The 25,541-nt window shown below is 45.1% G+C and carries 29 protein-coding genes; 16 read left to right on the top strand and 13 right to left on the bottom strand.

Annotated elements, in window-relative coordinates; genetic code table 11:
• From R7F67_RS06480 to R7F67_RS06465, 4 genes are all read right to left on the bottom strand, one after another.
• A partial coding sequence (locus R7F67_RS06480; RefSeq protein ID WP_318057108.1) for a hypothetical protein occupies positions 1-272 on the bottom strand: 272 nt, incomplete at its 3' end.
• Positions 265-1,404: a flagellin gene (locus R7F67_RS06475; protein ID WP_005380443.1), complete on the bottom strand. Its 1,140-nt coding sequence runs from the start codon at positions 1,402-1,404 to the stop codon at positions 265-267. The genes R7F67_RS06475 and R7F67_RS06480, both read right to left, overlap by 8 nt.
• 142 nt (positions 1,405-1,546) lie before the next feature.
• Complete coding sequence (locus tag R7F67_RS06470) at positions 1,547-2,449, bottom strand: Dyp-type peroxidase (RefSeq protein WP_054575544.1); 903 nt, start codon at positions 2,447-2,449, stop codon at positions 1,547-1,549.
• Between the two features lie 46 nt (positions 2,450-2,495).
• Positions 2,496-2,981 (bottom strand): DUF2919 domain-containing protein, encoded by a 486-nt coding sequence (locus R7F67_RS06465; RefSeq protein ID WP_025768263.1) that lies wholly within the window; start codon positions 2,979-2,981, stop codon positions 2,496-2,498.
• Between the two features lie 144 nt (positions 2,982-3,125).
• Here R7F67_RS06465 and R7F67_RS06460 point away from each other — a divergent pair, with 144 nt between their 5' ends.
• Both R7F67_RS06460 and R7F67_RS06455 read left to right on the top strand, forming a co-directional pair.
• Positions 3,126-3,479 carry a DUF2956 domain-containing protein gene (locus R7F67_RS06460; protein ID WP_005380437.1) on the top strand — a complete coding sequence of 118 codons (354 nt, stop codon included), beginning with the start codon at positions 3,126-3,128 and terminating at the stop codon, positions 3,477-3,479.
• A 3-nt stretch (positions 3,480-3,482) separates the two neighbouring features.
• Positions 3,483-3,815, top strand: coding sequence for a DUF4156 domain-containing protein (locus R7F67_RS06455; protein WP_005380435.1), 333 nt, complete (start codon positions 3,483-3,485; stop codon positions 3,813-3,815).
• Positions 3,816-3,849: 34 nt separating this feature from the next.
• Here the strand turns inward: R7F67_RS06455 and R7F67_RS06450 are convergent, their stop codons facing one another.
• On the bottom strand, positions 3,850-4,137 hold the full coding sequence (locus R7F67_RS06450) for a helix-turn-helix domain-containing protein (protein ID WP_005380433.1): 288 nt from the start codon (positions 4,135-4,137) through the stop codon (positions 3,850-3,852).
• A gap of 291 nt (positions 4,138-4,428) precedes the next feature.
• Here R7F67_RS06450 and R7F67_RS06445 point away from each other — a divergent pair, with 291 nt between their 5' ends.
• From R7F67_RS06445 to R7F67_RS06430, 4 genes are read left to right on the top strand one after another with little or no spacing between them, the layout of a single operon-like run.
• Positions 4,429-4,779: an ArsC family reductase gene (locus R7F67_RS06445; RefSeq protein ID WP_005380431.1), complete on the top strand. Its 351-nt coding sequence runs from the start codon at positions 4,429-4,431 to the stop codon at positions 4,777-4,779.
• An 18-nt stretch (positions 4,780-4,797) separates the two neighbouring features.
• Entirely contained in the window at positions 4,798-5,934 is a 1,137-nt protein-coding gene (gene dapE / locus R7F67_RS06440) for a succinyl-diaminopimelate desuccinylase (RefSeq protein WP_017820820.1), read from the top strand.
• A gap of 14 nt (positions 5,935-5,948) precedes the next feature.
• Positions 5,949-6,647, top strand: coding sequence for a M15 family metallopeptidase (locus R7F67_RS06435; RefSeq protein WP_053306708.1), 699 nt, complete (start codon positions 5,949-5,951; stop codon positions 6,645-6,647).
• Entirely contained in the window at positions 6,644-6,847 is a 204-nt protein-coding gene (locus R7F67_RS06430) for a DUF2897 family protein (RefSeq protein ID WP_005380425.1), read from the top strand. The genes R7F67_RS06435 and R7F67_RS06430 overlap by 4 nt, the downstream gene beginning before the upstream one ends.
• A 106-nt stretch (positions 6,848-6,953) precedes the next feature.
• Here the strand turns inward: R7F67_RS06430 and bamC are convergent, their stop codons facing one another.
• Together bamC and dapA are read right to left on the bottom strand one after the other, a co-directional pair.
• On the bottom strand, positions 6,954-7,973 hold the full coding sequence (gene bamC, locus R7F67_RS06425; RefSeq protein ID WP_005380424.1) for an outer membrane protein assembly factor BamC: 1,020 nt from the start codon (positions 7,971-7,973) through the stop codon (positions 6,954-6,956).
• Between the two features lie 80 nt (positions 7,974-8,053).
• The gene (gene dapA / locus R7F67_RS06420; RefSeq protein ID WP_005380422.1) at positions 8,054-8,932 is read right to left on the bottom strand and encodes a 4-hydroxy-tetrahydrodipicolinate synthase; all 879 of its coding nucleotides are present in this window, start codon (positions 8,930-8,932) and stop codon (positions 8,054-8,056) included.
• Positions 8,933-9,406: 474 nt separating this feature from the next.
• Here dapA and R7F67_RS06415 point away from each other — a divergent pair, with 474 nt between their 5' ends.
• Positions 9,407-9,949 carry a glycine cleavage system protein R gene (locus tag R7F67_RS06415; protein ID WP_005380420.1) on the top strand — a complete coding sequence of 181 codons (543 nt, stop codon included), beginning with the start codon at positions 9,407-9,409 and terminating at the stop codon, positions 9,947-9,949.
• A 16-nt stretch (positions 9,950-9,965) separates the two neighbouring features.
• Positions 9,966-10,436, top strand: coding sequence for a thioredoxin-dependent thiol peroxidase (bcp, locus tag R7F67_RS06410; RefSeq protein WP_005380418.1), 471 nt, complete (start codon positions 9,966-9,968; stop codon positions 10,434-10,436).
• Between the two features lie 77 nt (positions 10,437-10,513).
• Here the strand turns inward: bcp and R7F67_RS06405 are convergent, their stop codons facing one another.
• Positions 10,514-11,587, bottom strand: coding sequence for an AI-2E family transporter (locus R7F67_RS06405; RefSeq protein WP_005380416.1), 1,074 nt, complete (start codon positions 11,585-11,587; stop codon positions 10,514-10,516).
• 1 nt (position 11,588) lies between these two features.
• On the bottom strand, positions 11,589-11,825 hold the full coding sequence (locus tag R7F67_RS06400; protein WP_005380414.1) for a sulfurtransferase TusA family protein: 237 nt from the start codon (positions 11,823-11,825) through the stop codon (positions 11,589-11,591).
• Positions 11,826-12,082: 257 nt separating this feature from the next.
• On the opposite strand from R7F67_RS06400, the gene R7F67_RS06395 reads away from it, so the two are divergent.
• Genes R7F67_RS06395 through R7F67_RS06380 form a run of 4 tightly spaced genes read left to right on the top strand, consistent with a single transcriptional unit; the run spans position 12,083 to position 14,934 of the window.
• Positions 12,083-13,534 (top strand): tetratricopeptide repeat protein, encoded by a 1,452-nt coding sequence (locus R7F67_RS06395; protein WP_005394337.1) that lies wholly within the window; start codon positions 12,083-12,085, stop codon positions 13,532-13,534.
• A gap of 16 nt (positions 13,535-13,550) precedes the next feature.
• Positions 13,551-13,901, top strand: coding sequence for an arsenate reductase (glutaredoxin) (gene arsC, locus R7F67_RS06390; protein ID WP_005380410.1), 351 nt, complete (start codon positions 13,551-13,553; stop codon positions 13,899-13,901).
• A complete protein-coding gene (gene wrbA, locus R7F67_RS06385; protein WP_005380409.1) occupies positions 13,902-14,471 on the top strand; it encodes an NAD(P)H:quinone oxidoreductase in 570 nt (189 codons plus the stop codon).
• Between the two features lie 22 nt (positions 14,472-14,493).
• Positions 14,494-14,934, top strand: coding sequence for a DUF2069 domain-containing protein (locus R7F67_RS06380; RefSeq protein WP_005380407.1), 441 nt, complete (start codon positions 14,494-14,496; stop codon positions 14,932-14,934).
• Positions 14,935-15,074: 140 nt separating this feature from the next.
• On the opposite strand, the gene R7F67_RS06375 is transcribed toward R7F67_RS06380, so the two are convergent.
• The gene (locus R7F67_RS06375) at positions 15,075-16,283 is read right to left on the bottom strand and encodes a DUF2066 domain-containing protein (protein WP_054577598.1); all 1,209 of its coding nucleotides are present in this window, start codon (positions 16,281-16,283) and stop codon (positions 15,075-15,077) included.
• 365 nt (positions 16,284-16,648) lie between these two features.
• Between R7F67_RS06375 and R7F67_RS06370 the strand changes: the two genes are divergently transcribed.
• Complete coding sequence (locus tag R7F67_RS06370) at positions 16,649-17,902, top strand: uracil-xanthine permease family protein (RefSeq protein ID WP_005389855.1); 1,254 nt, start codon at positions 16,649-16,651, stop codon at positions 17,900-17,902.
• Between the two features lie 116 nt (positions 17,903-18,018).
• Here R7F67_RS06370 and upp read toward each other — a convergent pair whose 3' ends face one another.
• Positions 18,019-18,645 carry a uracil phosphoribosyltransferase gene (gene upp / locus R7F67_RS06365; protein WP_005380401.1) on the bottom strand — a complete coding sequence of 209 codons (627 nt, stop codon included), beginning with the start codon at positions 18,643-18,645 and terminating at the stop codon, positions 18,019-18,021.
• Positions 18,646-18,824: 179 nt separating this feature from the next.
• Between upp and purM the strand changes: the two genes are divergently transcribed.
• Together purM and purN are read left to right on the top strand one after the other, a co-directional pair.
• Entirely contained in the window at positions 18,825-19,865 is a 1,041-nt protein-coding gene (purM, locus tag R7F67_RS06360; RefSeq protein ID WP_005389861.1) for a phosphoribosylformylglycinamidine cyclo-ligase, read from the top strand.
• A gap of 151 nt (positions 19,866-20,016) precedes the next feature.
• Positions 20,017-20,673 (top strand): phosphoribosylglycinamide formyltransferase, encoded by a 657-nt coding sequence (gene purN / locus R7F67_RS06355; protein ID WP_318057107.1) that lies wholly within the window; start codon positions 20,017-20,019, stop codon positions 20,671-20,673.
• Positions 20,674-21,062: 389 nt separating this feature from the next.
• Here the strand turns inward: purN and R7F67_RS06350 are convergent, their stop codons facing one another.
• Together R7F67_RS06350 and lpcA are read right to left on the bottom strand one after the other, a co-directional pair.
• Positions 21,063-21,908: a class II glutamine amidotransferase gene (locus tag R7F67_RS06350; RefSeq protein ID WP_005380394.1), complete on the bottom strand. Its 846-nt coding sequence runs from the start codon at positions 21,906-21,908 to the stop codon at positions 21,063-21,065.
• 50 nt (positions 21,909-21,958) lie between these two features.
• Positions 21,959-22,534, bottom strand: coding sequence for a D-sedoheptulose 7-phosphate isomerase (lpcA, locus tag R7F67_RS06345; protein ID WP_005380392.1), 576 nt, complete (start codon positions 22,532-22,534; stop codon positions 21,959-21,961).
• Between the two features lie 376 nt (positions 22,535-22,910).
• On the opposite strand from lpcA, the gene fadE reads away from it, so the two are divergent.
• Entirely contained in the window at positions 22,911-25,355 is a 2,445-nt protein-coding gene (gene fadE, locus R7F67_RS06340; protein ID WP_258647303.1) for an acyl-CoA dehydrogenase FadE, read from the top strand.
• The last annotated feature ends 186 nt before the right edge of the window (positions 25,356-25,541 follow it).

Below are 25,541 nucleotides of genomic sequence, written 5' to 3'. Positions count from 1 at the left end.
TGGTGATTTCTCCAATTGATTTTCCGGTGTAGCGGTTTCCGACGTCTCGGAAAACCAAGTAGTTCTCTCAAAGTTACTTTTATTAACGGCGCATGCCCTGTTTTCTTTAGAGAAAATTTTAGATTTTTTTGAAAATAATTCGTTTGGAGGGGTAATCGTGACAAAGCGGATAAAAAAGCAAAAAAACTTTCATTTTTCGCTAAAGCTTCTTTTCGAATTGTCGATACAGGCAGGTTTTGCGTTAAATTCGGGCAAGGCCATTCATCAGCCAAGCAAGGTCAATGCTAGGTTTGGCGCTTGTTTTGCTTGCGCCAGAATAGAAGTACTGACCTGTTGTAAAATCTGCTGCTTCACCATTTGCGTGGTTTCTTTCGCGTAGTCAGTGTCTTGGATACGACTGTTGGAAGCAGCTAAGTTTTCGTGGATGTTATCGAGATTATTGATCGCGTGATTAAAGCGGTTTTGATACGCGCCTAACTCCGCACGACTGCCATCTACCGTTTTCAAAGCATCATCTAAAATGCCGACCGCCATCTGAGCGCCACCGACCGTGCTAATATCAATACTATCTACCGTTCTATTTACGGTGACATACTTGCCAAGTTCTAACTCATCAGCCAGGCCACCACTGAAGGTTGGTCCAGGGTATTTTATGGCGTCCTTGTGGGACATGAGTAACTGCAGTTGCCCCTCCTCATTAACAGACGCTTTCACTTTATCGGTTTGCCCATTAATGTAAGTCGCGAGTTCTTCTATATCGTCGCCAGCTTTAGCTTCAATACGGATCTCCTGCTCTTCAAAATTGTTATCACGGTAGCTGATAACAATTTCATTATTTCCGTTTTGAACCGTCCAATCTGAACTGACTCTTTGATATGAGCTCATTGAAAAGCTACCTAAAGATTCCGGCTGCATGGTCCGCAGGCCAATTTGTACCGCTTCACCAGCCGTTGCTCCGATTTGAAAAGACGATGTACCGAATGTGCCATTCAGCAATTTACGTCCGCCAAAGGAGGTCGTTTCTGCAATACGACTTAACTCATCATTTAAAGCAGAAACTTCTTCTTGCAGTGCAGTGCGCTCCGCTTTGCTGTTTGAACCATTGGCTGACTGTAGCGACAAATCACGCATACGTTGCATGATATTGGTCACTTCATTCATCGCCCCTTCGGCGGTTTGCATTATAGAAATGCCGTCATTCGCGTTACGTACCGCGACATCCAAACCACGCATTTGCGATTGTAGACGGTTGGAGATTTGCAGACCCGCCGCGTCATCTTTTGCGCTGTTAATACGTTTCCCTGAAGACAAACGCTCCATGGATTGGTTCAGCATGTCAGTTGCACTGGTCAAATGACGCTGTGCGACAAGTGCTGCAACATTGGTATTAACGGTGATCGCCACGAATAAAGAGTCCTAAAATTAAGGCTTTGAGTACTTATCGACCAAGTAACAGAAAAGTTTAGTGTTTTTTGAAAAGAGATTGGAATAGAAATAGAAAACAAAAGCCCTCCATTGGAGGGCTTAAGAAATGAAGTCTGAGAACTTACTTGATGGCTAGCTCCGCGAGCATTTCTTGCGAAGGCGCGAAAAAGTAAGCACCTGTTACCGCTTTTGTGAAACGAAGCATTTGGTCTGTTTTACCATCTGTTACGCCGTACATACTTTCTAGCATCACTTTAATGTTATGAAGTGTATTGCAGTAAGAAATGAACAACAGACCGTGAGCACCGGTCACCATCCCGTATGGTAAGCTGTGGCGAACAATCTTCAAACCTTTACCTTCTTCTTTGATATCAACGCGACCAACGTGTGATGCAGCAGGAACGTCTTCTAGCTCGATAGAGTCTGGCTTGGTACGACCAATCACTTTTTCTTGCGCTTTGACATTCAATCGATTCCAAGCGGCAAGGTTATGTTCAAAGCGCTGAGCCATAACATAACTGCCTCCAGCAAATGGGCCCTCTTTTACTAGAGCCACATCAGCGCGAGCCTCCCCTTTTGGGTTTTCTGTGCCATCAATGAAGTCTGTCATATCACGAGCATCAAGGTAACGGTACCCATATGTTTCGTCCACAATGGTGACATCTTGTGCCGTCTCTTCTAGGAACTTACGCAACACGTAAAAATGCAAGTCGTGACGAGTCGAGTGACAGTGAATCAGTACATCTACGTCTGTTGCTGGAGCAACGATGTCACCTTCGCCAAGTTGAGTAAAATCAATAAGCTCTTCTGGCGCGTCTACATTAAGGTGTTCCCAAAACGATTTTGTGAATGCGATAGAAAGCGTCAGCGCTGCACCCGGCTGGGTAATGTTTAACTCTTCCACCAACTTTGGCAGTGCTTTCAGTTTTTCTAATACGTTTTCACGGTTTTGGTTCACTTTGAGTTGAGTGTACAGTGCAAATGGCCCGGCTTCTGGCACGATCGCCGTTTGAGCTTGTGACATTGAGGTTTCCTCTATTACTTTGCCCCAGAGTGGGAAGTTATTGTTTTTAATTCTTTGAATGCTGCTGTTCATCGTGCGCCAATTGTGGCACATGAAAACAGTCTTTTACCCATCTTCCATTTAGAAGATAGATCATAAACCAAGCTAATAAGGTAATGGTAAGGGCGTTTGCCCAATTAAACACTCCATGTTCTAGGTACACATGATACATGGTCTGAGCAAGTTGAATACCGCACAAGATCAAAGTGATCTCTCGACCATAGCGAGTAATTCTGTTTACCCATCCTCTGTCGGGATGACGAAGCCCCATTAACCACATAAGAAGCAAACTTGGAATGCCCATCGCCAAACCTAAATACAACGTACTTGAATCTGGGTAAACAATAGCGAGTAGCTTACTGCCACTATCACGACTTACACCAGCCATGGCAAACACCACCCATGAACGCACAAGAAACATCCATCCCACCCATAAAATGATCGGCGCCTTTAAAAATCCATGAGCGTCATATTGGTCAAACGAATAGCGCACAACATCTTCTTCTTTATGTGATAAAAACGTCACTTTAACCTATCGTTTCAGAGTTGCAAGCCAACAAAGATGAGAACTGAAGTTCATTTCAGCACCTTACACAGGTAAACTAAACAAAGATTTACAGCGACGTTGATGAGAAACATGAAAAAAAGAACTCCTGCCACCCCTGTGCCTTCTCAAGAAACACAAGCCGAAGCGATGAGAATTGCTAAATCCACGCAAAAGCCCGGCCAAACCAAAGAGCAAACCAAGCTCATCGCTCAAGGTATCGAAAAAGGCATCGCGCAATATAAGAAACAACAAAAAGAGCGCAACCGCCAAGCCGATAAAGCGAAGAAAAAACAGCAACGTGAAAAACAACGTCAGCATGAAGAGATTATCGAACAAGACAATATCACCGACGATGCGCCAAACCATTCATCAAGCAAACTGCCTTGGACACTACTTGTTCTGAGCTGGATTGGCTTTGCTGCTTACATAGTATTGGGGAAATAGCTAATGAAACGCCTGTTACTTGGACTTTTTGTCGTGCTTCTAACGGGTTGCACGATGCCTTCTCACCTTACTCATGCTCAAAGTCAAGATGTTCATATTCGCATTGACGCGCAATTCGACCCTGAGCGATGCGAATACAAAGGCGAAGTCACCGGAAGTGAAGGCCATTGGTATAACTACATTTTCATGACTAATGACGCGATGATGCAAGGCGCGATGAACGATTTAAAAAACAATGCAGCGGCTATCGATGCGGACACCGTTTTTATGGTTTCCCCACAAGATTTTATCACTTCATTTAGCGTACTGGGTTCCGCCTACCGCTGCAATGGATGAGGCCTGAATATGAAAAAAGCCAGCAATTGCTGGCTTATGCACGAAATCCAAGACTGCTAGCGATATCTCTCTCCCGCTCTAGAACCCATTGGCTATCAAAAGGCCCCCAATCTGAAAGTTGATAATAGCCGTCATTATGACGTCGGCCATCTTGAACGAATATGAGTTCAATGCCGATCCCAGGTAACGCCTTGAGTACATCTTGAATAGTACGACGAGGCCACCCCGTTTTTTCGATCAACTTTGGCACATTCGGCCTTTCTAGGTTTTCCACCAACAAGGCCAAATATAGCCGCCTTGCAAAAACAGGACTCAATTCCATTGACACCTCCTAAAATTGTGCTGATTCATTATTTCGTTTTTGCTCAGCGAGGTGTTGCGTTTGATCAATAACTCGACTTTTCCATTTGATTTAGACGAATTTTTATTCGATTTATAGCGCATTCATCGTAAATAAGTTATGTGACATTAGTTATCTCAATCTATCTGAAAATATTTTCCACCGCATTTTGTCAGTTTGATTGCTTCTTGATAGGATGCTTTAACAGCCCAAATCACTTAAGTGCGTCTTAACCGCGCCAGTGAAAAATAGAACAAAGAAAAAGGAAAGACTATGTCGATTACCATGTTTGGTATTCCCAACTGCGATACGATCAAAAAAGCCAAGAAATGGTTAGAAGCCGAGGATATTGCTTACGACTTCCATGACTACCGTAAGCAAGGCATTGATGCAGAAATGGTAAGTGAATTTTGTCGCGCTTTAGGTTGGGAACAGGTGCTCAATAAACGTGGCACAACCTACCGCCAATTAGCGCAAGAGCAGAAAGACACACTTAACGAGGAAAACGCCATCGCTCTTTTGGTAGAAAACCCTGCGATGATTAAACGCCCAATTTTAAAAGTGAATGATCAACTTCATATCGGTTTTAAAGCTGATCAATACGCTAGCATTTTCAACTCTTAAATAAAGGAATACTCAAGGATGACAGACAGTCCAGTATTGGCACTTGCTAAAGATCTGATCAGTAGACAGTCCGTAACGCCGGAAGACGCAGGTTGTCAGGATTTGATGATCGAGCGCTTAAAAGCACTCGGGTTTGAAATTGAAGTGATGGTATTTGAAGACACCACGAACTTCTGGGCTCGACGTGGTTCAGAAGCGCCGCTATTTGCGTTTGCTGGCCACACCGATGTGGTACCAGCTGGCAAATTGGAACACTGGAATACACATCCGTTTGAACCGACCATTATTGATGGTTACTTGCATGGCCGCGGCGCAGCTGACATGAAAGGGTCACTCGCCGCTATGGTTGTTGCAGTTGAACGCTTTATCGCCGAAAACCCAGATCACAAAGGCTCAATTGGCTTCTTAATTACGTCGGATGAAGAAGGGCCATTTATCAACGGTACCGTTCGTGTTGTAGAAACGTTGATGGAACGTGGTGAGAACATCGATATGTGTATTGTTGGTGAACCATCCAGCACCGAAGTGGTTGGCGATGTAGTGAAAAATGGACGCCGTGGATCCATCACTGGTGATTTAACGGTAAAAGGAACACAAGGCCACGTGGCCTACCCTCACCTAGCCAGCAATCCAGTGCATGAGTCTCTACTCGCGATTCATGAACTCGCGACGACAGAATGGGACAAAGGGAATGATTACTTCCCACCGACCAGTTTCCAGATCCCGAATGTATCGGCTGGCACTGGTGCGTCTAACGTTATTCCTGGCGAGTTCCATGTTCAGTTCAACCTACGTTTTAGTACTGAGCTTAACAATGACGCAATTGTTCAGCGTGTTACCGAAACATTGGACAAGCATGAGCTGGACTACGACCTAAAATGGACATTCAACGGTGACCCATTCCTGACCGATACGGGCGCACTGCTAGACGCGGTTGTAGCTGCAGTGGCCGAAGTCAATGATACGAAGCCAGCGCTACTTACAACTGGCGGTACGTCTGATGGTCGTTTTATTGCTCGAATGGGAGGTCAAGTCGTAGAGTTAGGTCCTGTTAACGCTACGATTCATAAAGTGAACGAGTGTGTGAAAGTCGACGATCTTGAAAAGTTGACGGACATGTACGAAAACACGTTGAAACACCTATTGGCGAAATAATCAGCGAGAACACAATGACACCAGAGCAACTCACCGGAATCACTGATTCTCATCTTCAATCCACACTAGTGGGGCAAAAAGCGTTTCTACTCCACCCTGAAGTGGCTGACGATCTGCTAAAGATGATTGAAGCGGCAACAGAAGCAGGTTTCAAAATGGAAATCGCCAGTGGTTTTCGTGACTTTAATCGCCAAAAAGCCATCTGGAACGGGAAGTTTTCTGGTGAGTTGCCAATTCTCGACATCAACTCCCGCCCTTTGAATAAAGCAGAGTTAAATGACGAAGAGAAATTGATGGCCATTTTGCGCTGGTCGGCATTGCCCGGAGGAAGTCGTCATCATTGGGGTTGTGATTTTGATGTCTATGCGCGCAATTTATTGCCTGCTGACACCAAACTCAAGTTGGAACCTTGGGAGTATCTTGAAGGCCACCAGCAGGCGTTCTACCAATGGTTAAAAGCCAACCTTGGTCGGTTCGGTTTCTTCTTTCCTTATCAGCATGATTTAGGTGGCGTTTCGATTGAGCCTTGGCACATTAGTCACCGCGCTGTCGGGCAGCAATGCCTCGAGCAGTTGACGCTTGATGTACTCAGAAGCCAGTTGATTAAACAAAATCAGACCGACAACATTGCAGGGATTGACGTCATACTGAATAATTTGGATAACGTCGTTGCCAAATTTATTCACAATATCACGCCGCCGGAGGCTCTATGATAGAAATACTAACCAATCCTTGGGTCATTATTATTGTAGTGTTGAGCGTGGTCATTGGTAATATTGCCGCACTCAAATATACCGCAAAAATGAAGTTTGGTCAGATGGATAAAAGCCGTAAGAACGATTTAGATAAGCTGAACACATTGGATAAACAGCGCTACGCTGAAGAAGATAAAAACAAAAACGAGCCTCGTTAGTTACTCACCAGCTTCATCTCGACACATTTAATCTAAACATCAAAAAAGGGACCACTAGGTCCCTTTTCTATCATTAAGTAAACACGCCGCGTTAAGCTCGCTTTGTTTACTGCTTCACTGTTGCAGCCAATACAGGCGCTAGTGATTTCAAAAACTCTTCTTCTACTGGCTTGCCAGAGGAGTCGGTGATATTGATAGACGTACGGTTGCCTAAATCACCAAGTAAGAATGTGTACTTACCAGCGGCTAACTCCACTGGTTTAACGCCGATATCGTTCCAGAATTCATCATCCGGAGACGCATATTTCGCAGTGATTGTGCCCTGAGACTGGCTACGCTCTTCAATCTTAAAGCCCATCTTAGGTAGAATATTAGGCAGACGCTGCCAAAGCATGTTGTATTGCGCACGCGCGATAATCACTGGAAGTCCGCTGCGGTCTTTACCCATTGTGATTGGGATCTGTTTAACCAACTCTTGCGCTTTACGCTGTGCTTCTTCACGCACTTCTTGATCGTAGCGAGCGGTGACCAAGTTCGTCATGAACACATTGTAGCGCTCACGGTTGGTCGCCGTTACTTCTTTCACTTGATTGCCTTCACGCCAGTCAATAAGGCTCACCTTAAAGCCGTGTCGACCATTTGCTTCAGCGCGTACGATTTCATATCGGCTGCCAATTTCTAGCTCTTCATCTGGCGAATCCCAAGTCACCCATCCTGTCTCGATGCGAGAGTCTGTTTGGCTTTCAACTGGAATCTCGTTGGCCGCGACCATGTTTTGCACCGTTTGCCAAACTTTATCTAGTTCATCTTTACGAAGTAGCCAAAGTGTCACTTCACCATCACTACTGCGGTCTAGACGTGCACCGGGAATAAGCTCTAGGACTTGTTGAGGTGGACGAATGTCGACATCTTTACCGACACCACCAGCGTAGTTACCCTGAGGGATCTCGTAGTTAGGGTAAAACTGAGGCTGTGCACCCTGTGGGACATTCCACTCACCCAAATTGGGGGAGTTCAAATACTCGAAGTCATCTTTTGCTTGACGACGTTGATTGGCACCACCTGAACAGGCAGTCAATACGAATACAGCTAATGAACTTAACACTAACTGGCTTGAAAGCTTCATCTATACTCCTAAAACACCGAGGGCGCTTTGGCCCCCAGTATGAACTTCAATCCTAGTAACTCAATCTTAATAGCTCAATCTTAATAAATATGGGCGTCTGTTAGCGCCTGCTCGACGATCGGCTGCGATTTTTCAGAAAGCGTAGTTAAAGGAAGACGCAAACCACCTTCTTCAATCAAACCAAGCTTTTGCGCTGCCCATTTTACTGGGATAGGGCTTGCTTCGATGAAAAGGTTTTTGTGTAGAGTCATCAAGCGTTGGTTAATCGCTTCTGCTTCTTCGTACTTACCTTCACTTGCCAAATGGAACATGTCTGCCATGTCTTTAGCTGCAATATTGTTCGTTACCGAGATAACACCATTGCCGCCAAGTTTCACAAAATCCAGCCCTGTCGCATCATCGCCACTTAGTAAGATAAAATCTTCGCCACAAAGTTCACGATGAATTGCAATTCGTTCCAAATCGCCCGTTGCATCTTTTAGAGCCACGATATTATCAAGCTTTGACAAGCGTGCCACTGTTTCTGGCTGCATATCAACAGCAGTACGGCCTGGTACGTTGTACAAAATTAGAGGCACATCACTCGCTTCGGCAATTGCCTTGTAATGTAGAAACAAACCCTCTTGAGTTGGTTTGTTGTAATACGGTGTCACACTCAGGAAGCCAGCAATACCAGAATCAGCCAGTAATTTGCTAAATGTTACTGCCTCATGGGTAGCATTTGCACCCGTGCCAGCAATCACAGGGATGCGACCGTCGGCAAACTCAACAGTTTTATTAACGACCTTTACATGCTCTTCAATGGTCAGTGTCGCTGACTCACCTGTTGTGCCTACTGCCACAATACCGTCTGTACCCGCTTCAACGTGGTACTCTACTAGCTTTTGCAGACCATCAAAGTCTACTTCGCCATCTGCTTTGAATGGCGTAATCAGCGCTACGATACTTCCTGAAAACATGTTTATCTCCCTCATTTAACTCTTTCTGCATGGTACTGTAATGCGATTGAAAAACACAAGAGCGTAAACTCGCTTACAAAGTACAAATGAATGAATAATTACCAGTTGTTAGAGGTCTAGCAACTTAATTGCTCTATTTGGTTTGATTAACGGCAATATTGATAATCGTGTTGGGCTTTCGAGTGACTTTAGAATCTATCAGTGATTTGGAAAATACTGAAGAGCACAAGCAAGGAAAATATACTCTTTGGTCTTGTTAGCCAAGTCAGATCTAAGTGAATAAAACGGCCAGACAATAGGCAAGCACATCATGCAAACGTTTTGTTTATCCTACAGCCTGCATTTACTGTTTATTTCCCACCACTCCCCTCAACATCCTCCTGCTTTTTATAGACTAAAAAGAACTGGCTCGATATTTCTTCGCAATATCTGTGCTAACATCTCTCTATTGAAGAAAGGACAAGAAGCTCATTTATGAAGCAACATCTGGTACTTACAGCAGTTGGAACGGACCGTCCAGGCATTTGTAACCAAGTCGTACAGCTCGTTACTCAAGCTGGTTGTAACATAGTCGATAGCCGTATCGCTATCTTTGGCAGCGAATTTACGCTGATCATGCTCCTGACTGGGAACGCCAGCAGCGTGACTCGAGTTGAAACGCAATTGCCCCTGCTTGGCCAAGAACATGACCTTATTACGATCATGAAACGCACAGCGGCGCACGAACTGCTCGATAACAGCTACACCATGGAAGTGTTTATTGAGTCTGAAGACCGCCCTGGGTTAACTGAAAAATTTACTAAGTTCTTCGCTGATCAGCAGATTGGTTTAGACTCTCTTAGCGCGCAAACCATCAGCAAGTCGAAAATTCAACTCGATTCTGACCAGTTTCACATTGCGATTACTGCATCTGTAAGCGCGGATTTTAATTTGATGCAGTTACAAGAAGACTTCGATGAACTTTGTAAGTCGCTCAACGTACAAGGTTCTCTGAATTTCATTAAAAACACACTATAAAGTAAAGGAAATCAAAATGAATACGCTGACAGCAGGCTCGCCAGCGCCAGCCTTCTCTTTGCTCGACCAAGACGGAAATACCGTTTCTCTTGAAGACTTTAAAGGCAAGAAAGTACTTTTCTACTTTTACCCTAAGGCGATGACGCCGGGTTGTACTACACAAGCAAAAGGCCTTCGTGACATCAAAGCTGAACTCGATGCACATAACGTGGTGGTACTCGGCGTAAGCATCGACCCTGTAAAGCGCCTAGGCAAGTTCATCGAGCGCGATGATTTAAACTTCACTCTGCTTTCTGATGAAGACCATGCCGTTGCTGACCAGTTCGGCGTTTGGGGCGAAAAGAAATTCATGGGCAAAGTATACGACGGTCTTCACCGCATTAGCTTTCTGATCAATGAAGAAGGCGTGATCGAACATGTGTTCAACAAGTTCAAAACCAAAGATCACCACGAAGTCGTATTAAACTACTTAAACGAAAACGCTTAAACGCTATTGTTTTTCTACAAACAAAAAGCCCAGCAAACTGCTGGGCTTTCTTTTAACCATCGTACCTTTGGTAACAACTACTCTTGTTCGACAGGTTCGTTTTCTTCCGTGCTTGGTAATGCATGCCATACGGCTTTGACTAATGTCGCTAAAGGAATGGCGAAGAACACCCCCCAAAAACCCCACAGCCCACCAAAGACTAATACAGCCACAATGATAGCAACTGGGTGTAAGTTTACTGCCTCGGAAAACAGAACAGGAACCAACACATTACCATCCAGCGCCTGGATAATACCGTAAGCAAGCAACAACCAATAAAACGGAGGCGTTAAACCCCATTGGAACAAACCAACGATAGCAACAGGTACAGTAACAGCCGCCGCACCGATATAAGGAATCAAAACCGACAGACCAACGGCTACGGCAAGCAACGCCGAGTAACGAAGATCTAAAAGGGCAAAAGTCACGTAGCTCACACCGCCCACGATTAAAATCTCTAACACTTTACCGCGAATGTAATTTGATATCTGCTCGTTCATTTCATGCCAAACTTTATTCGCCAATTTACGGTTTTTCGGCAGAATACCGCTTGCGATTCGCAGCATTTCTTCTTTGTCTTTAAGCAAAAAGAAGATAAGGAGTGGCACTAAGATCAAATATACCGCTAGCGTTGCAATGCTAACTAATGAAGCAAGCGACCCTTTGACGACACTTTCACCCAGCCCCAGTGCTTGGTTTTTGGCGTTCGTCACCACGGTTTCTACTATTTCTAAATTGGCTAGTTCAGGATGGCGCTCTGGCAATGTGACAATAAACTTTTGTAGCCCGTTGTACATGTTCGGAATATCGTTAATTAGATTACCGACCTGAGTCCAAATCGTCGGAACCAAGCCAAACAACGCAATTAACATCAACCCGACAAAGACCAAGATAACGATAATAACCGACAAGGTGCGCGGCACGCCTATACGACACATTTTGACAACTGGCCATTCAAGTAGATAAGCCAAAACGATCGCGACAAGTAATGGCGCAATCAAGTGTCCAAAGAAGTAAATGGTGATAAAGCCAAACAGCAAGATCGCGACGAGACTTACTGCGTGAGGGTCAGAGAAACGTCGTTTATACCAACGACTAACCATTTCAAACATCTTATGCGGATTCCTTATTGAAGACAGTCAATGTGTAGTGCTCTGATGTAGATTGGCAATCAACTGAGTACCCTTGGGCACTAAGATAGTTCACAATGTCTCGTTTAGAGCTGTTGTCCACCACTTGAATGACAAGTTGATGATACTGCTTTGCTTCTCCTTGAAAGACCTCAGCAGCATGACGCTTTGCAAGTAACAGTGCCATAGGACAACGTTGCTCACGCAAATCAAGTAACATGGATTCCATTGTATTGCTCTGCACTTATGATAGGGTTGTATTGTAACGGCTTTTTGAGCTGGTGCTAGCACTTCTGACATGATTTAACCACATGCTGAAATAGCTCGGATATAAAATAATTTACGAAACCAATTCATTTATTTCCGGTCTTACTGTTAGCTTATATCCTCACGGATAACCAAAACGTATGTGGCGCTGTTAATAGGCTCTCGACCTGTAACCACATGCTTATGTATTTTGGAGAACCTTGTAAACGTATGTTAAAACGCACTCGCTCGCTAGTTTGCTTATGTCTTGCTGCTGCCATCAGTTCGCCGACAACTTATGCCAATAGCATTGACTTGCCAGACATTGGCACAGCTGCTGGTGGCACGCTTTCAATAGACCAAGAGTTGATTTATGGCGACGCCTATATGCGTATGCTCAGAGCCAGTAAACCTATCGTTAATGACCCTGTCATCAATGAATATATTGACTCTCTTGGGCACAAATTAGTGGCCAATGCGAATGATGTAAAAACGCCGTTCCACTTCTTTATGATTCGCGACCGTAATATCAACGCATTCGCGTTTTTTGGTGGCTATGTAGCGCTGCATTCTGGGTTGTTTCTTCATGCTCGTTCAGAAAGTGAGCTGGCCTCTGTTGTCGCTCACGAGATAGCGCACGTCACACAACGTCACCTTGCTCGGAGTATGGAAGAACAAGCGCGTCGCTCTCCGGCCACATTAGCCGCACTTGCGGGGGCACTACTACTTTCAATTGCCTCACCCGAAGCGGGGATGGCTGCAATTACAGCAGCAACCGCGGGCAACATGCAAAGTCAAATCAACTACACTCGTGCAAACGAAAAAGAAGCGGATCGCTTTGGTATTTCGACACTAGCAAAAGCCGGCTTTGATGTTCAAGCAATGCCAAGGTTTTTTGGCCGTCTTGCTGATGAGTATCGTTATGCGAGTAAACCGCCACCAATGCTCCTGACTCACCCTTTGCCTGAAGATCGAATTACCGATAGCCGTGCGCGAGCAAGAACCTATCCTCCAATGCGTGTTGTGCCTTCAATAGACTATCATCTAGCTCGCGCGCGCATTGTGGCTCGTTACGCTGGCATTGATGGACAAGCCGCCCTGAGCTGGTTTGAGAGAACCCAAAAGAAAGCCTCTGCGGACATTACACCTGCTTTTGATTATGGTCGAGCACTCGTGCATTTAGACAATAAACGCTTATCTCAAGCGGAACCAATTTTGAAAAAGTTACTGGAACAAGACCCAAGTAACCCGTTTTACTTGGACGCTATGACGGATTTATACATCGAGAAGAAGCAGCCAGAAAAAGCAACCGAGATGCTCCGCAAAGCGTTATCTCGTAACCCTCAAAATAAAGTATTGACCATTAACTACGCCAATGCGCTACTTGAGGACAATAAAAACGATCAAGCCACGCGAGTTCTTCAAAGATACACTCATGACTATCCTGAAGATACAAATGGCTGGCACCTAATATCGAAGAGCTACCACGCGCTGGGGCGTAGCGATGAAGAGTTGGCTGCTCGAGCAGAAATTTTGGCATTGCGAGCAAATTGGAATAAAGCGATTCAATATTATAGTGAAGCAAGTAAAATGGCCAAGTTGGGCAGCTTAGAGCAAGCGCGATACGATGCCCGTATCGACCAACTCATGATCCAAAGAGATCGATTCATGGCATTACAATAACGAAATGGAGAAAACCATGTCAGTCGTGATTTATCACAACCCTCGTTGCTCAAAGAGCCGTCAAACACTTGAACTGCTTGAGCAAAATGGTGTTACACCGGAAGTCGTCAAATACCTAGACACACCACTTAACGTGGATGAACTAAAAGCGCTGTACGCCCAGCTTGGCTTTTCATCTGTACGTGAAATGATGCGCACTAAAGAAAGTGAATATAAAGAGCTTGGCTTAGGCGAAGACTCCGTCAGCGATGAGCAATTATTCGAAGCAATGGCGAAAAATCCAAAGTTGTTTGAGCGTCCGGTTGTCGTTGCTAACGGCAAAGCAAAAATTGGTCGCCCACCAGAGCAAGTGTTGGATATTTTATAAATGGATTGCCAGATCCTTATTTTGTATTTCAGCCGTCATGGCTCGACAAAACAACTGGCAAGACAAATAGCAAGAGGAGTCGAATCGACTCCTCAATGCCAAGCAATTTTGCGTACAGTTGAAGAATTGTCACCTCACTCACACTCCCCTTCTGATCCAATTGTTACTCTAGAGGAACTAAAAACGTGCGACGGTCTAGCGTTTGGCAGTCCCGTCTGGTTTGGCAACATGGCTGCGCCTTTAAAGCACTTCTGGGATCAGACTACATCTTTATGGGTCAGTGGTGACTTAATCGATAAGCCTGCTTGTGTCTTTACCTCTTCGTCCTCGATGCATGGTGGTCAAGAAACAACGTTACAAAGCATGATGACCCCTTTATTGCATCACGGGATGATGGTTTTGGGCATTCCTTATTCCGAGCCAGAGTTACACACTACGCAGTCCGGAGGCACTCCGTATGGCGCCAGCAGTGTAGGCCATGAGGCAACCCTAAGCAGTGAAGAGATTCGCCTGGCACAACAATTAGGCAAAAGGCTGGCAACTGCAGCGTTAAAACTAAAAGTCTGTTAGTAAAATCAAGGATAGTTAATCGATGTCTGACTCTTTAGACCAAACACCACTCGGTACACAGGCTAAAACCTATCGTTACCTGGCTTTATTTGGCAACTTAGCCTTATTAGCCTGGGTCGCTATTTGGCAGCTTGCGTTATCCCCTCACCCTCACCTCAGCAGCACAACACTTGCTATTGCTTGGTGTATTCCGCTACTACTTCCGTTGCCTGGTATTTTAGCTGGTAAGCCTTACACTCATGCTTGGGCTAACTTTGTTCTTATGCTGTATTTCTTGCATGCGCTGACCATCCTTTATGTGGATGGGGGTGAACGCTGGCTTGCGGCAGTGGAACTGATACTGACTTCACTCGGTTTCGCTGGCAATATTTTGTTTGCTAGAGCGAGAGGCAAAGAGCTAGGCCTTAAGTTGAAACGCCTCTCTCAAGTAGAAAAAGAAGAAAAAGCGAAATTCAATAAATAACGCCAATCGCAGTCAATCACTGATCATTGGTTCGAATACGAATTTAGAAAACAAAAAGAGTCGCTATTGCGACTCTTTTTTATGCTTACCACATTGGTGTTTGATCCTTGCGTTTCACGCCTGGAACGCTACCAAGGAGATTACGATGCCGAGCGCCACTCGTAGATCAAGTCATACTGTTCTCGGACAGGCTCCACAATCATCGGCTGAGTTGGTTGTGTTTCGTCACTTGCTTCTGCCACAACATTTACTGGTACTTCAGGCTGCGCTTCTTTTGGCGTCGCGGCGTCTTTTGCTTCATTACTCTGAACCAATGGCTCTTCTTCTTGAGTTGAAGCTGGGGCATCAACTTCACCTAAAGGATCTTCAAAAACCATTAATTGAGAAATAGAAGAAGCTTCTTTCTCAAAAGCTTGTTGTGATGCCAAAAGGTGGATGTTGAGCGTTAACTCGTCCCCTTGAACACGCTTAATCTCTGTACCCGCAACCGAATTAAGTTGTTTTAGCGCATTCTCTAAACGGAAGAAGTCCGTGGCAGAGGTTACATTAAGGACTTTCACTGCTAGCGCTTTTGAAGACTTTCCTGAAACCACAACTGCACTCTTACTTGCATAGTAGTCTGCGATGCCATCCACCATTTCTGCAATAGCATTAGCACCTGATGCAGACTCGCTACGCGGAGAACGTTGCGCTTCTACAATTCTCGTTGGCGACTGGTCGTAGAGTGTCCAACGAATTTGTTCACCTTGAGCCCGTACAACCAAAACGGCGTCAGCTGGGTAGCGCTGGCTGGCTTGACCAATTGGCTCAATAAAGCCGCCCCAAAGATCAGAGACATTAACACCGGTTACATCATCAAAATCCCCAACCGGGATAGTGATTGGTAGGCCTCTTAATTTCGCTGCGCTACGAAGTGCTGCAACATTTGAAGATTCAGAATGTTCCCACGCAATGTTACGATCGTAACCCTGTTCTTCAACCATCCAAACTAAAATATTGGCACGATTTGGCGACCAAGATGGCAATTGTGCTTGTGTTAAAAGAGAGCTGATTTGGTCGTTGTTAAACAACATTTTTAAGCTCGCTTTTCCATCAACCTGCCCATAGCTTAGTTGAGAAATGTAACGCGCACTTGAGCTAAGTGCCTTTTTAATCACTGGATTGCTTAAAGAGGATTGAGAACCGGTCGCTCGAACAATCACATCCTGCATACCTTGTTGACGAGCCAAAGACTCACCGTCGTTCTGCTCACTGTCGATAACCACTTCGGCACGATAGATATCCACCTGAGTTAATGCATATACTGGTAGGGACAACCAACCTATCAGTAAGAGAGCTAAATAGCGCATAGTTTTTATAATCCTCTGAACAAGAACCCGAATAATAAGCAACTATCAAATCTTGAGCAAGGTAAGTACTGAGTAAATTGTCTGTATTATGACCAGCTTTGTTAACTCGGGCCTCAACCAGCACTTCAGTGCTATTTTTTATAATAAACTCATTGCTTATTAAGCTATCTCAACAAGTTAGGCTGTCCATTTTTCATCTTCACGCAAGACACGTAAAAGAGGACAATTTGCAAGCAAGCAACTCTCAAAAGTGCTATTTATGGGAAAAATTCAATCGAAAGTTTGATCTATGCAACATTGCAAACGATTGCAGGATGATAGTATTCGCCGGATTTGTCTGCGTATCTTGAAAATAGGGAATTATTATGAAAAACGCGTTACAAGGCGCTCAAATGCTCTTTGTCGCTTTTGGTGCTTTGGTGCTTGTGCCGCTCCTAACTGGCCTTGATCCAAACGTAGCCCTCTTTGGTGCCGGTGTCGGTACCCTCCTCTTCCAATTAATGACTAAACGTTCTGTTCCCATCTTCCTTGCCTCTTCTTTTGCGTTTATTGCTCCTATTATGTTCGGTATCCAAACTTGGGGTATCGGTGCAACGATGGGCGGCTTGATGGCAGCTGGCTTAGTTTATGTGGCTCTAGGGGCGATGATCAAAGTGCGTGGTGTTGGATTTATCCATAAAATTCTCCCGCCCGTTGTCGTTGGCCCTGTGATCATGGTTATCGGCCTTGGCCTTGCCCCAACAGCAGTGAACATGGCGGTAGGTAAAACTGGTGATGGAGCTGCACAGCTAGTTAATGGTGATGCTGCGATCATTATCTCGGCGGTCTCACTGCTCACAACCATTGTACTCAGCGTTTTTGCAAAAGGCTTTTTGAAGCTCGTTCCTATTGTTGGTGGTATTCTTGCTGGTTACTCTGTTTCTCTATTCTACGGGGTGGTTGATTTCACTCCCGTAGAACAAGCGGCTTGGCTAGCCATGCCAAACTTCACCGCGCCAGAGTTCAATATCAACGCAATTTTGTTCATGATTCCTGTCGCTATCGCACCTGCGGTTGAGCACGTAGGTGACATGCTTGCTATCTCAAACGTTACAGGTAAAAACTACCTGAAAAAACCAGGCCTTCATCGCACAATCGCAGGTGACGGGGTGGCAACTATCGCAGCTTCGATGGTGGGTGCTCCACCAAACACCACTTACAGTGAAGTAACAGGAGCGGTAATGCTAACCAAAGCATTTAACCCTGTGATCATGACTTGGGCAGCAATCACCGCAATCGTACTTGCATTGGTAGGTAAGCTAGGTGCGGTTCTTCAAACGATTCCAGTTCCTGTCATGGGCGGCATCATGATTCTGCTGTTCGGCTCTATCGCAACGGTAGGCCTCAACACACTGATCAAGAATAACGTTGATTTACATAAGTCTCGTAATCTAGTGATTGTTGCCGTAACCCTTGTGTTTGGCATTGGTGGTATGGCCTTCGGTATTGGTGAGTTCAGTCTACAGGGTGTGAGCCTATGCGGTATCGTGGCAATTATTCTTAACCTTGTGCTACCAAACGATTTAGGTGAAAACCACGTTGTAGATAACGCACAAATGGAAGAAGAAAGCGCGAAATAGTACGTCTGCGCCGCTTTATTAGGTGGCGTGTCTTACTTTTCTCCTCTTGTAGATACAAAAAAGGCTTGGTTTTCACCAAGCCTTTTTCTGTTCAGTCATAGTAATACATCAAAGAATTACTTAGTACCGAAGATCTTATCACCTGCATCGCCTAGACCCGGAACGATGTAGCCTTTGTCATTAAGCTTCTCATCGATTGCCGCAGTGTATAGCTCAACATCTGGGTGTGCTTTTTCTAGCGCTTCAATACCTTCTGGTGCAGCAACAAGTACCAGCACTTTGATTTGGTTACAACCTTTCTCTTTTAGGAGATCGATAGTAGCAATCATAGAACCACCTGTTGCAAGCATTGGGTCAACAACAAGCGCAATACGCTCCTCGATGTTTGAAGCAAGCTTGTTGAAGTAAGGAACTGGCTCAAGCGTTTCTTCATCACGGTAAATACCCACAACACTGATACGTGCGCTTGGCATGTGCTCAAGAACTCCATCCATCATGCCTAGACCTGCACGTAGGATTGGCACTACGGTTACTTTTTTACCTTTAATCTGGTCTACTTCTACCGGACCGTTCCAACCATCAATGGTCACTTTTTCTGTTTCAAAGTCTGACGTTGCTTCGTAAGTAAGTAGGCTACCGACCTCAGTCGCTAACTCACGAAAACGTTTTGTGCTGATGTCACCTTCTCTCATTAGACCAATTTTATGTTTTACTAGAGGGTGCTTTACTTCAACAACTTTCATGTCCATCTCCGGCTATAGTTGGCAATATTTAAACAAACCTTCAGATTATACATGATTTTCACAGGGATATCAGGATAAATCACTAAAGAAAAAAACAGACGCAAACGTTTGCTATCTATGTTTAAGCACTGTTAGAATAGCGCCGTTTTCATATCCAACTTAATACCGAGGACTTCCCTGTGAGTGGTAACAACTCTTCTCTTAGCTATAAAGACGCTGGTGTAGATATTGATGCAGGCAACGCGCTTGTGGATCGTATTAAGGGTGCGGTAAAACGTACTCGTCGCCCTGAAGTTATGGGTGGTATCGGTGGTTTTGGCGCGCTATGCGAATTGCCAACTAAATACAAACAACCTGTACTGGTTTCTGGTACTGATGGCGTTGGCACAAAACTTCGCCTAGCACTGGATATGAACAAGCACGACACGATTGGCATCGACCTAGTGGCAATGTGTGTAAATGATCTTATCGTGCAAGGCGCAGAGCCACTGTTTTTCCTAGATTACTACGCAACAGGCAAACTAGACGTTGATACCGCAGCGGATGTTGTTTCAGGTATCGCAGAAGGGTGTGTTCAAGCAGGTTGTGCCCTAATTGGTGGCGAAACTGCGGAGATGCCTGGCATGTATGAAGGCGAAGACTACGACGTAGCTGGTTTCTGTGTTGGCGTAGTAGAAAAAGAAGACGTGATTGACGGCACGAAAGTCGCTGCTGGTGATGCACTTATCGCTGTTGGTTCAAGCGGCCCACACTCAAACGGTTACTCCCTTATCCGTAAGATCCTAGAAGTATCTGGTGCAGATAAGAGCGAAGAGCTAGCAGGCCGCACTATTGGTGAGCACCTACTAGAACCAACAAAAATTTACATCAAGTCAGCACTTAAGATGATTGAGAAACACGACATCCATGCGATTTCTCATATCACTGGTGGTGGTTTCTGGGAAAACATCCCACGCGTACTGCCTGAAGGCACGAAAGCAGTTATCGATGGTAACAGTTGGGAATGGCCAGTTATCTTCAAGTGGCTACAAGAGAAAGGCAACGTCGACACACACGAAATGTACCGCACATTCAACTGTGGTGTAGGTCTAATCGTCGCACTACCGAAAGACCAGGCAGATGCAGCAGTTGCTCTTCTTAAAGAAGAAGGCGAAAACGCGTGGGTGATTGGTCAAATCGCACAAGCAGACGCGAACGAAGAGCAAGTTGAAATCCAATAATTTGCAAATCGAGCTCAAAAGATAAGAAGAATGAGGACACTAGATGACTAGGTCCTCATTTTGCTATCTAGAACACTAAAAACCATTCTATTAGTAGGTAGTTTAGAAGCTACATAACTCCAACCTACAATACCAAGGCGCTCTCGACATCATGAAAAACCATACCCTAAAAAACATTGTGGTCCTCATCTCGGGTAACGGAAGTAACCTGCAAGCTATCTTGGAAGCTTGCGAAGACAGCATGCCAAACGCACGAGTGGCAGCCGTGTTCTCTAACAAAGCAGATGCTTTTGGTTTAGAACGTGCAAAAAAGTTTGATGTGGACGGTCACCTTGTCGACCCTAAAGCATTCAGCTCGCGTGAAAGCTTTGATGCAGAGCTAATGAGTCAAATAGATGAATACCAACCAGACGTGATTATTCTTGCTGGTTACATGCGCATTCTGAGCAGCGCATTTGTTTCTCATTACATGGGTAAGATGATCAATATCCACCCTTCTCTTCTACCAAAATATCCTGGGCTACACACACACCAGAGAGCAATTGATGCTGGCGATAAAGAACATGGTACGAGTGTGCACTTTGTAACGGAAGAGCTTGATGGTGGCCCTGTCATACTGCAAGCAAAAGTTCCTGTGTTCGAAGACGATGATGCTAGTGTACTTGCGGCACGTGTTCAGGCGCAGGAGCACCGAATCTACCCTATGGTGGCTAAGTGGCTGGTAGACGAGCGGTTGATCATGAAGGATGGTAAAGCCTATTTAGATGGCGCAGAGCTTGGCGTACATGGGTACGCCTCAGATGAGTAGCCCTGAATAATAAACTCCAAGCACAAAAGAGCAGCCTGAGGGCTGCTCTTGGTTGTTTTAATACTTATAAACTTGATTCAAGAAAGCCGTAGTGAGACTAGAAACCTAAAACCCAACATTCTAAAAAATCCCATAACCACTTGAGTAACATAACACTCGGAAAGTAGATTCTGAATCTGGTTCGTTCTTCACCGTTCAGACTGACGAGGTGTTTTATGAGAAATTTCTATCAGTTACGTCTTTACAGCAAGCCTTAGCGAGACTAGGACTCTACTACCAGCACTCTAGAAAGTAAGAATGCTCATCCGTATCCGCCCTCGGTTTAAAACGCATAAAAATAAAGCTCGCGATTAAGCGAGCTTTATTTTTATATTCAGAGTAAGAGACCATCACTCTAACGGTTCGGTTGGCGCTTGATTGCCCGGCTTAGCCGCCGCAAACGGCACATTTACCAGTTCAGAGGCATTATTTTTGACTAGTTCACCTAGGTGAAACAAGCCGTATTCGCCAGGTTTCATACGCTGCCAAGCTTCGTTGCCCGTCAAAGGTTGAGTTGCAATCACAGAAACGATGTCGTGTGGCGTTGTTTCTTCTTGGAAGTTAATTTCCACATCTTCATCAAGCAACGCGGCTTTTCCAAACGGTGCGCGTCTTGTGATCCAATACAAATGATTGGTGCAATACGTCATTACATACTCACCATCACTCAGAAGCATGTTAAATACACCCTTCTCTCTTAGCTCATCACAACATTTAGCAACATATAAGAATACCGACTCCATATCCTTTGGTGGCTCAGGATATCGATCTTCCATTTGCTTCAATAACCAGCAAAATGCCAGTTCACTATCTGTTTCACCGACAGGTCGATGTCGACCTGTATGCAAGTCTTGATAGCCAGAGAGCTGACCGTTATGCGCAAACGTCCAATACCTACCCCACAGCTCACGTGTAAAGGGATGAGTATTTTCTAAATTAACACCACCACGATTCGCCTGTCGGATATGACTAACGACCGCACGACTTTTGATGGGATAATTTTGTACCAACTCTGCTATTTTAGACTCACAACTTGGCTTGGGATCTTTGAAGGTTCGAAAGCCCTTCCCTTCGTAGAAGGTGATCCCCCATCCGTCACGGTGTGGGCCGGTTCGGCCTCCACGCTGCATGAGCCCAGTAAAACTGAAACAAATATCCGTTGGAACATTAGCGCTCATACCGAGCAATTCACACATGGTTTAAAAAACTCCCTAACAACACAGCTCGAAACGGTGGCCGTAAACGATTATTCCATCTCTTTTTCGATCAACTGAATGATGATATGAATAATCTTAATATGAATTTCCTGAATGCGGTCTGCATAACCAAAGTGTGGCACGCGGATTTCAATATCTGCAAGGCCTGCCATTTTGCCGCCATCTTTACCTGTTAGCGCAATCGTCTTCATGCCTTTCGCTTGTGCTGCTTCAATCGCTTTCAGGATGTTACCTGAGTTACCTGAAGTCGACAGACCAAACAGTACGTCACCTTTTCGACCAACCGCTTCTACATAACGTGAAAACACGAAGTCATAACCAAAGTCATTACTCACACAAGAAAGGTGGCTTGGATCTGAAATAGCAATACCAGCATAGCCAGGACGATTTTCTCGGTAACGGCCTGTTAGCTCTTCGGCAAAGTGCATTGAATCACAGTGAGAACCACCGTTACCACATGACAATACTTTACCATCTTGTTTGAATGAGTCAGCAATCATTTTCGCCGCTGCTTCGATTTGCGCAATGTTATGGTCATCGCTTAAAAATTTGTTGAGCACTTCAGCAGCTTCGTTTAATTCACTTCTAATCAGATCATGGTACATAAGACGTTCTCTTTATTATTTCGGCTTCAGTCAGCTCTTGACTCACTGAGCAAATTGTTCTGATACCAATTTGGTATCGGACATTTCATAAACCTGAACTCGGGTTTGATTACTCTGAGTTTACCCACAAACGAGAATTAGTGTCGATAGTGAACCAACAGATTTAGATTAGTGATGGTAATAAACTTGTCAACTTGCTCATGAAACCATCACTCAAATCTCAACTTTAGAATTTTAACTCTACTTAGATCACTTTTTATCCAATCTTATGTTTTACATTTCCTTAATATTTTGATTACACTTAAACCAACTGGTTAGACCTCTTACCTAACATACAGACGTACAAAACTTATAAAGTCTGAAAAGGAAAATATATATGGACATCTTGCTCTCAATCATCACGATGGCGATCGTGCTAGGCATTACGCTCTACCACCGCATGTCTCTCGTGAAATCTATTAGCTTACTCACCGCGGCCATGCTGGCTCTTACAGTAGCAGGAACTGTCGGCGTTATTGGTTGGGCTATTTACGTTCTCGCCGCAGCTGTGCTCGCGGTTCCTGGCGTACGTCAGTCTTTAATTAGCCGCAAAGCGTTAGTGCTTTTCAAGAAAGTGCTGCCAGCTATGTCTCAAACCGAAAAAGAAGCGTTAGACGCAGGTACCGTCTGGTGGGAAGCCGAACTGTTTAAAGGCAAACCAGAGTGGCAAAAGCTACACGCGATTCAAGCACCTAAGTTAAGTGCGGAAGAACAAGCCTTTTTAGACGGCCCTGTGAATGAAGTGTGCGCCATGGTGAGTGATTTCCAAGTGACCCATGAACTCGCGGACTTACCGCCAGAAGTTTGGCAATACCTGAAAGATCATAAGTTCTTCGCCATGATCATTAAGAAAAAGTACGGTGGTCTGGAATTCTCAGCATACGCGCAATCACTAGTACTACAAAAACTAACGGGTGTTTCTGGCGTTCTATCGTCTACCGTTGGTGTTCCTAACTCTTTGGGCCCAGGTGAGCTACTGCAACACTACGGTACTGAAGATCAAAAAAATCATTACTTACCGCGTCTAGCTGAAGGTAAGGAAATCCCTTGTTTCGCCCTAACAAGTCCAGAAGCGGGTTCTGACGCAGGCTCTATTCCAGATTACGGTGTGGTCTGTAAAGGCGAATGGGAAGGAAAAGAAGTACTGGGTATGCGCCTGACTTGGAACAAGCGCTACATCACCCTAGCGCCAGTCGCAACGGTACTAGGCTTAGCATTTAAACTTCGCGATCCTGAAGGTTTGCTAGGCGACAAAGAAGATCTTGGCATCACTTGTGCGCTTATCCCAACTGATGTCAAAGGTGTTGAGATTGGTAACCGACACTTCCCGCTCAATGTACCATTCCAAAATGGTCCAACGCGCGGTAAAGACATCTTTGTTCCTATCGATTTCATTATCGGTGGTGAAAAAATGGCGGGCCAAGGTTGGCGTATGCTGGTTGAGTGTCTGTCGGTTGGACGTGGTATCACGCTACCTTCAAACTCAACAGGTGGCATCAAAACTGCGGCAATGGCAACCGGTGCTTACTCACGTATTCGCCGTCAGTTCAAACAGCCGATCGGCCATATGGAAGGAGTTGAAGAACCATTAGCACGCTTGGGTGGTAATGCTTACGTGATGGATGCAGCAAGCAACTTAACCGTTGCGGGTATCGACTTAGGTGAAAAACCTTCAGTTATCTCAGCTATCGTGAAGTATCACTGTACGCACCGCGGCCAGCAAAGCATCATCGATGCAATGGACATCGTAGGCGGTAAAGGTATCTGTATGGGACCTTCTAACTTCCTAGCTCGTGGTTACCAAGGTGCGCCAATCGCAGTAACGGTTGAGGGTGCTAACATTCTAACACGCTCAATGATCATCTTTGGCCAAGGCGCAATCCGTTGCCATCCGTACGTTCTTGAAGAAATGAACGCGGCGTATTCTGAAGCAAGTAATGCTGTCGAGAAATTTGATAAAGCGCTTGCTGGTCACGTGAGCTTTACAATGAGTAACCTAGTGCGCAGTATATGGTTTGGTTTGAGCGACGGTCTGGGCTCTTCATCGCCAACCAAAGATGCAACCAAGCGTTACTACCAACAATTGAACCGCTACAGTGCAAACCTTGCCTTACTATCGGATATCTCGATGGCAGTGCTAGGTGGCTCTTTGAAGCGTAAAGAGCGTCTATCAGCGCGTCTTGGTGACATTCTAAGCCAGCTATATTTAAGCTCTGCGACGTTGAAACGTTTTGAGCAAGATGGACGCCCAGTCGAAGATTTACCATTAGTACACTGGGGTCTACAAGACAGTTTGAAACAAGCGGAAGTGGCGGTAGACGAATTCTTAGCAAACTTCCCGAACAAAGTGATTGGTCGTGCACTGCGCGTGTTAATCATGCCATTCGGTCGTGTACGCAAAGCGCCAAGCGATAAACTAGACAGTAAAGTGGCGCGCATTCTACAAACGCCAAGTGCAACGCGCTCACGCATTGGTCGCGGTCAATACCTTGAACCAACCGAGCACAACGCAGCAGGTAAGATTGAGCTTGCGCTGTCAGTCATTCTTCAAGCTGAACCTGTGTTTGACAAAGTATGTAAAGCGCAAGGTAAGCGTCGCCCATTCTTACGTTTGGATATGATTGCTCAGGAAGGGCTAGAGCAAGACTTTATCACGCAAGAAGAAGCCGATCTACTCAGAGAAGCGGAACAGCATCGTCTAGATACAATCAACGTTGACGATTTTGAGCCGGAACTGCTTGCCGCAAAGCCGCTATACCCTCAGATGGATAGTGTCGCGTAACTCTAGAATCTGAGACCACAAACGGGAGTATCAGCTCCCGTTTTTTATTGCTTCCAGAATCGGATTCATAACACCTCACACTACAAAGCCCCCCTGCGCAATAAAATCCTCGCACTCCAATCTTTTCCCCGATTTCCAGTGATAACTAACTCACAGACGTTCCAACTAAGCGGTGTATACTTTAAG

The sequence above is a fragment of the Vibrio sp. YT-17 genome (assembly GCF_033337375.1).
GTDB classification, from domain to species: domain Bacteria; phylum Pseudomonadota; class Gammaproteobacteria; order Enterobacterales; family Vibrionaceae; genus Vibrio; species Vibrio alginolyticus.
Note: the sequence above shows the minus strand (reverse complement) of the source record. Positions and strands in the feature narration are given on the sequence as shown.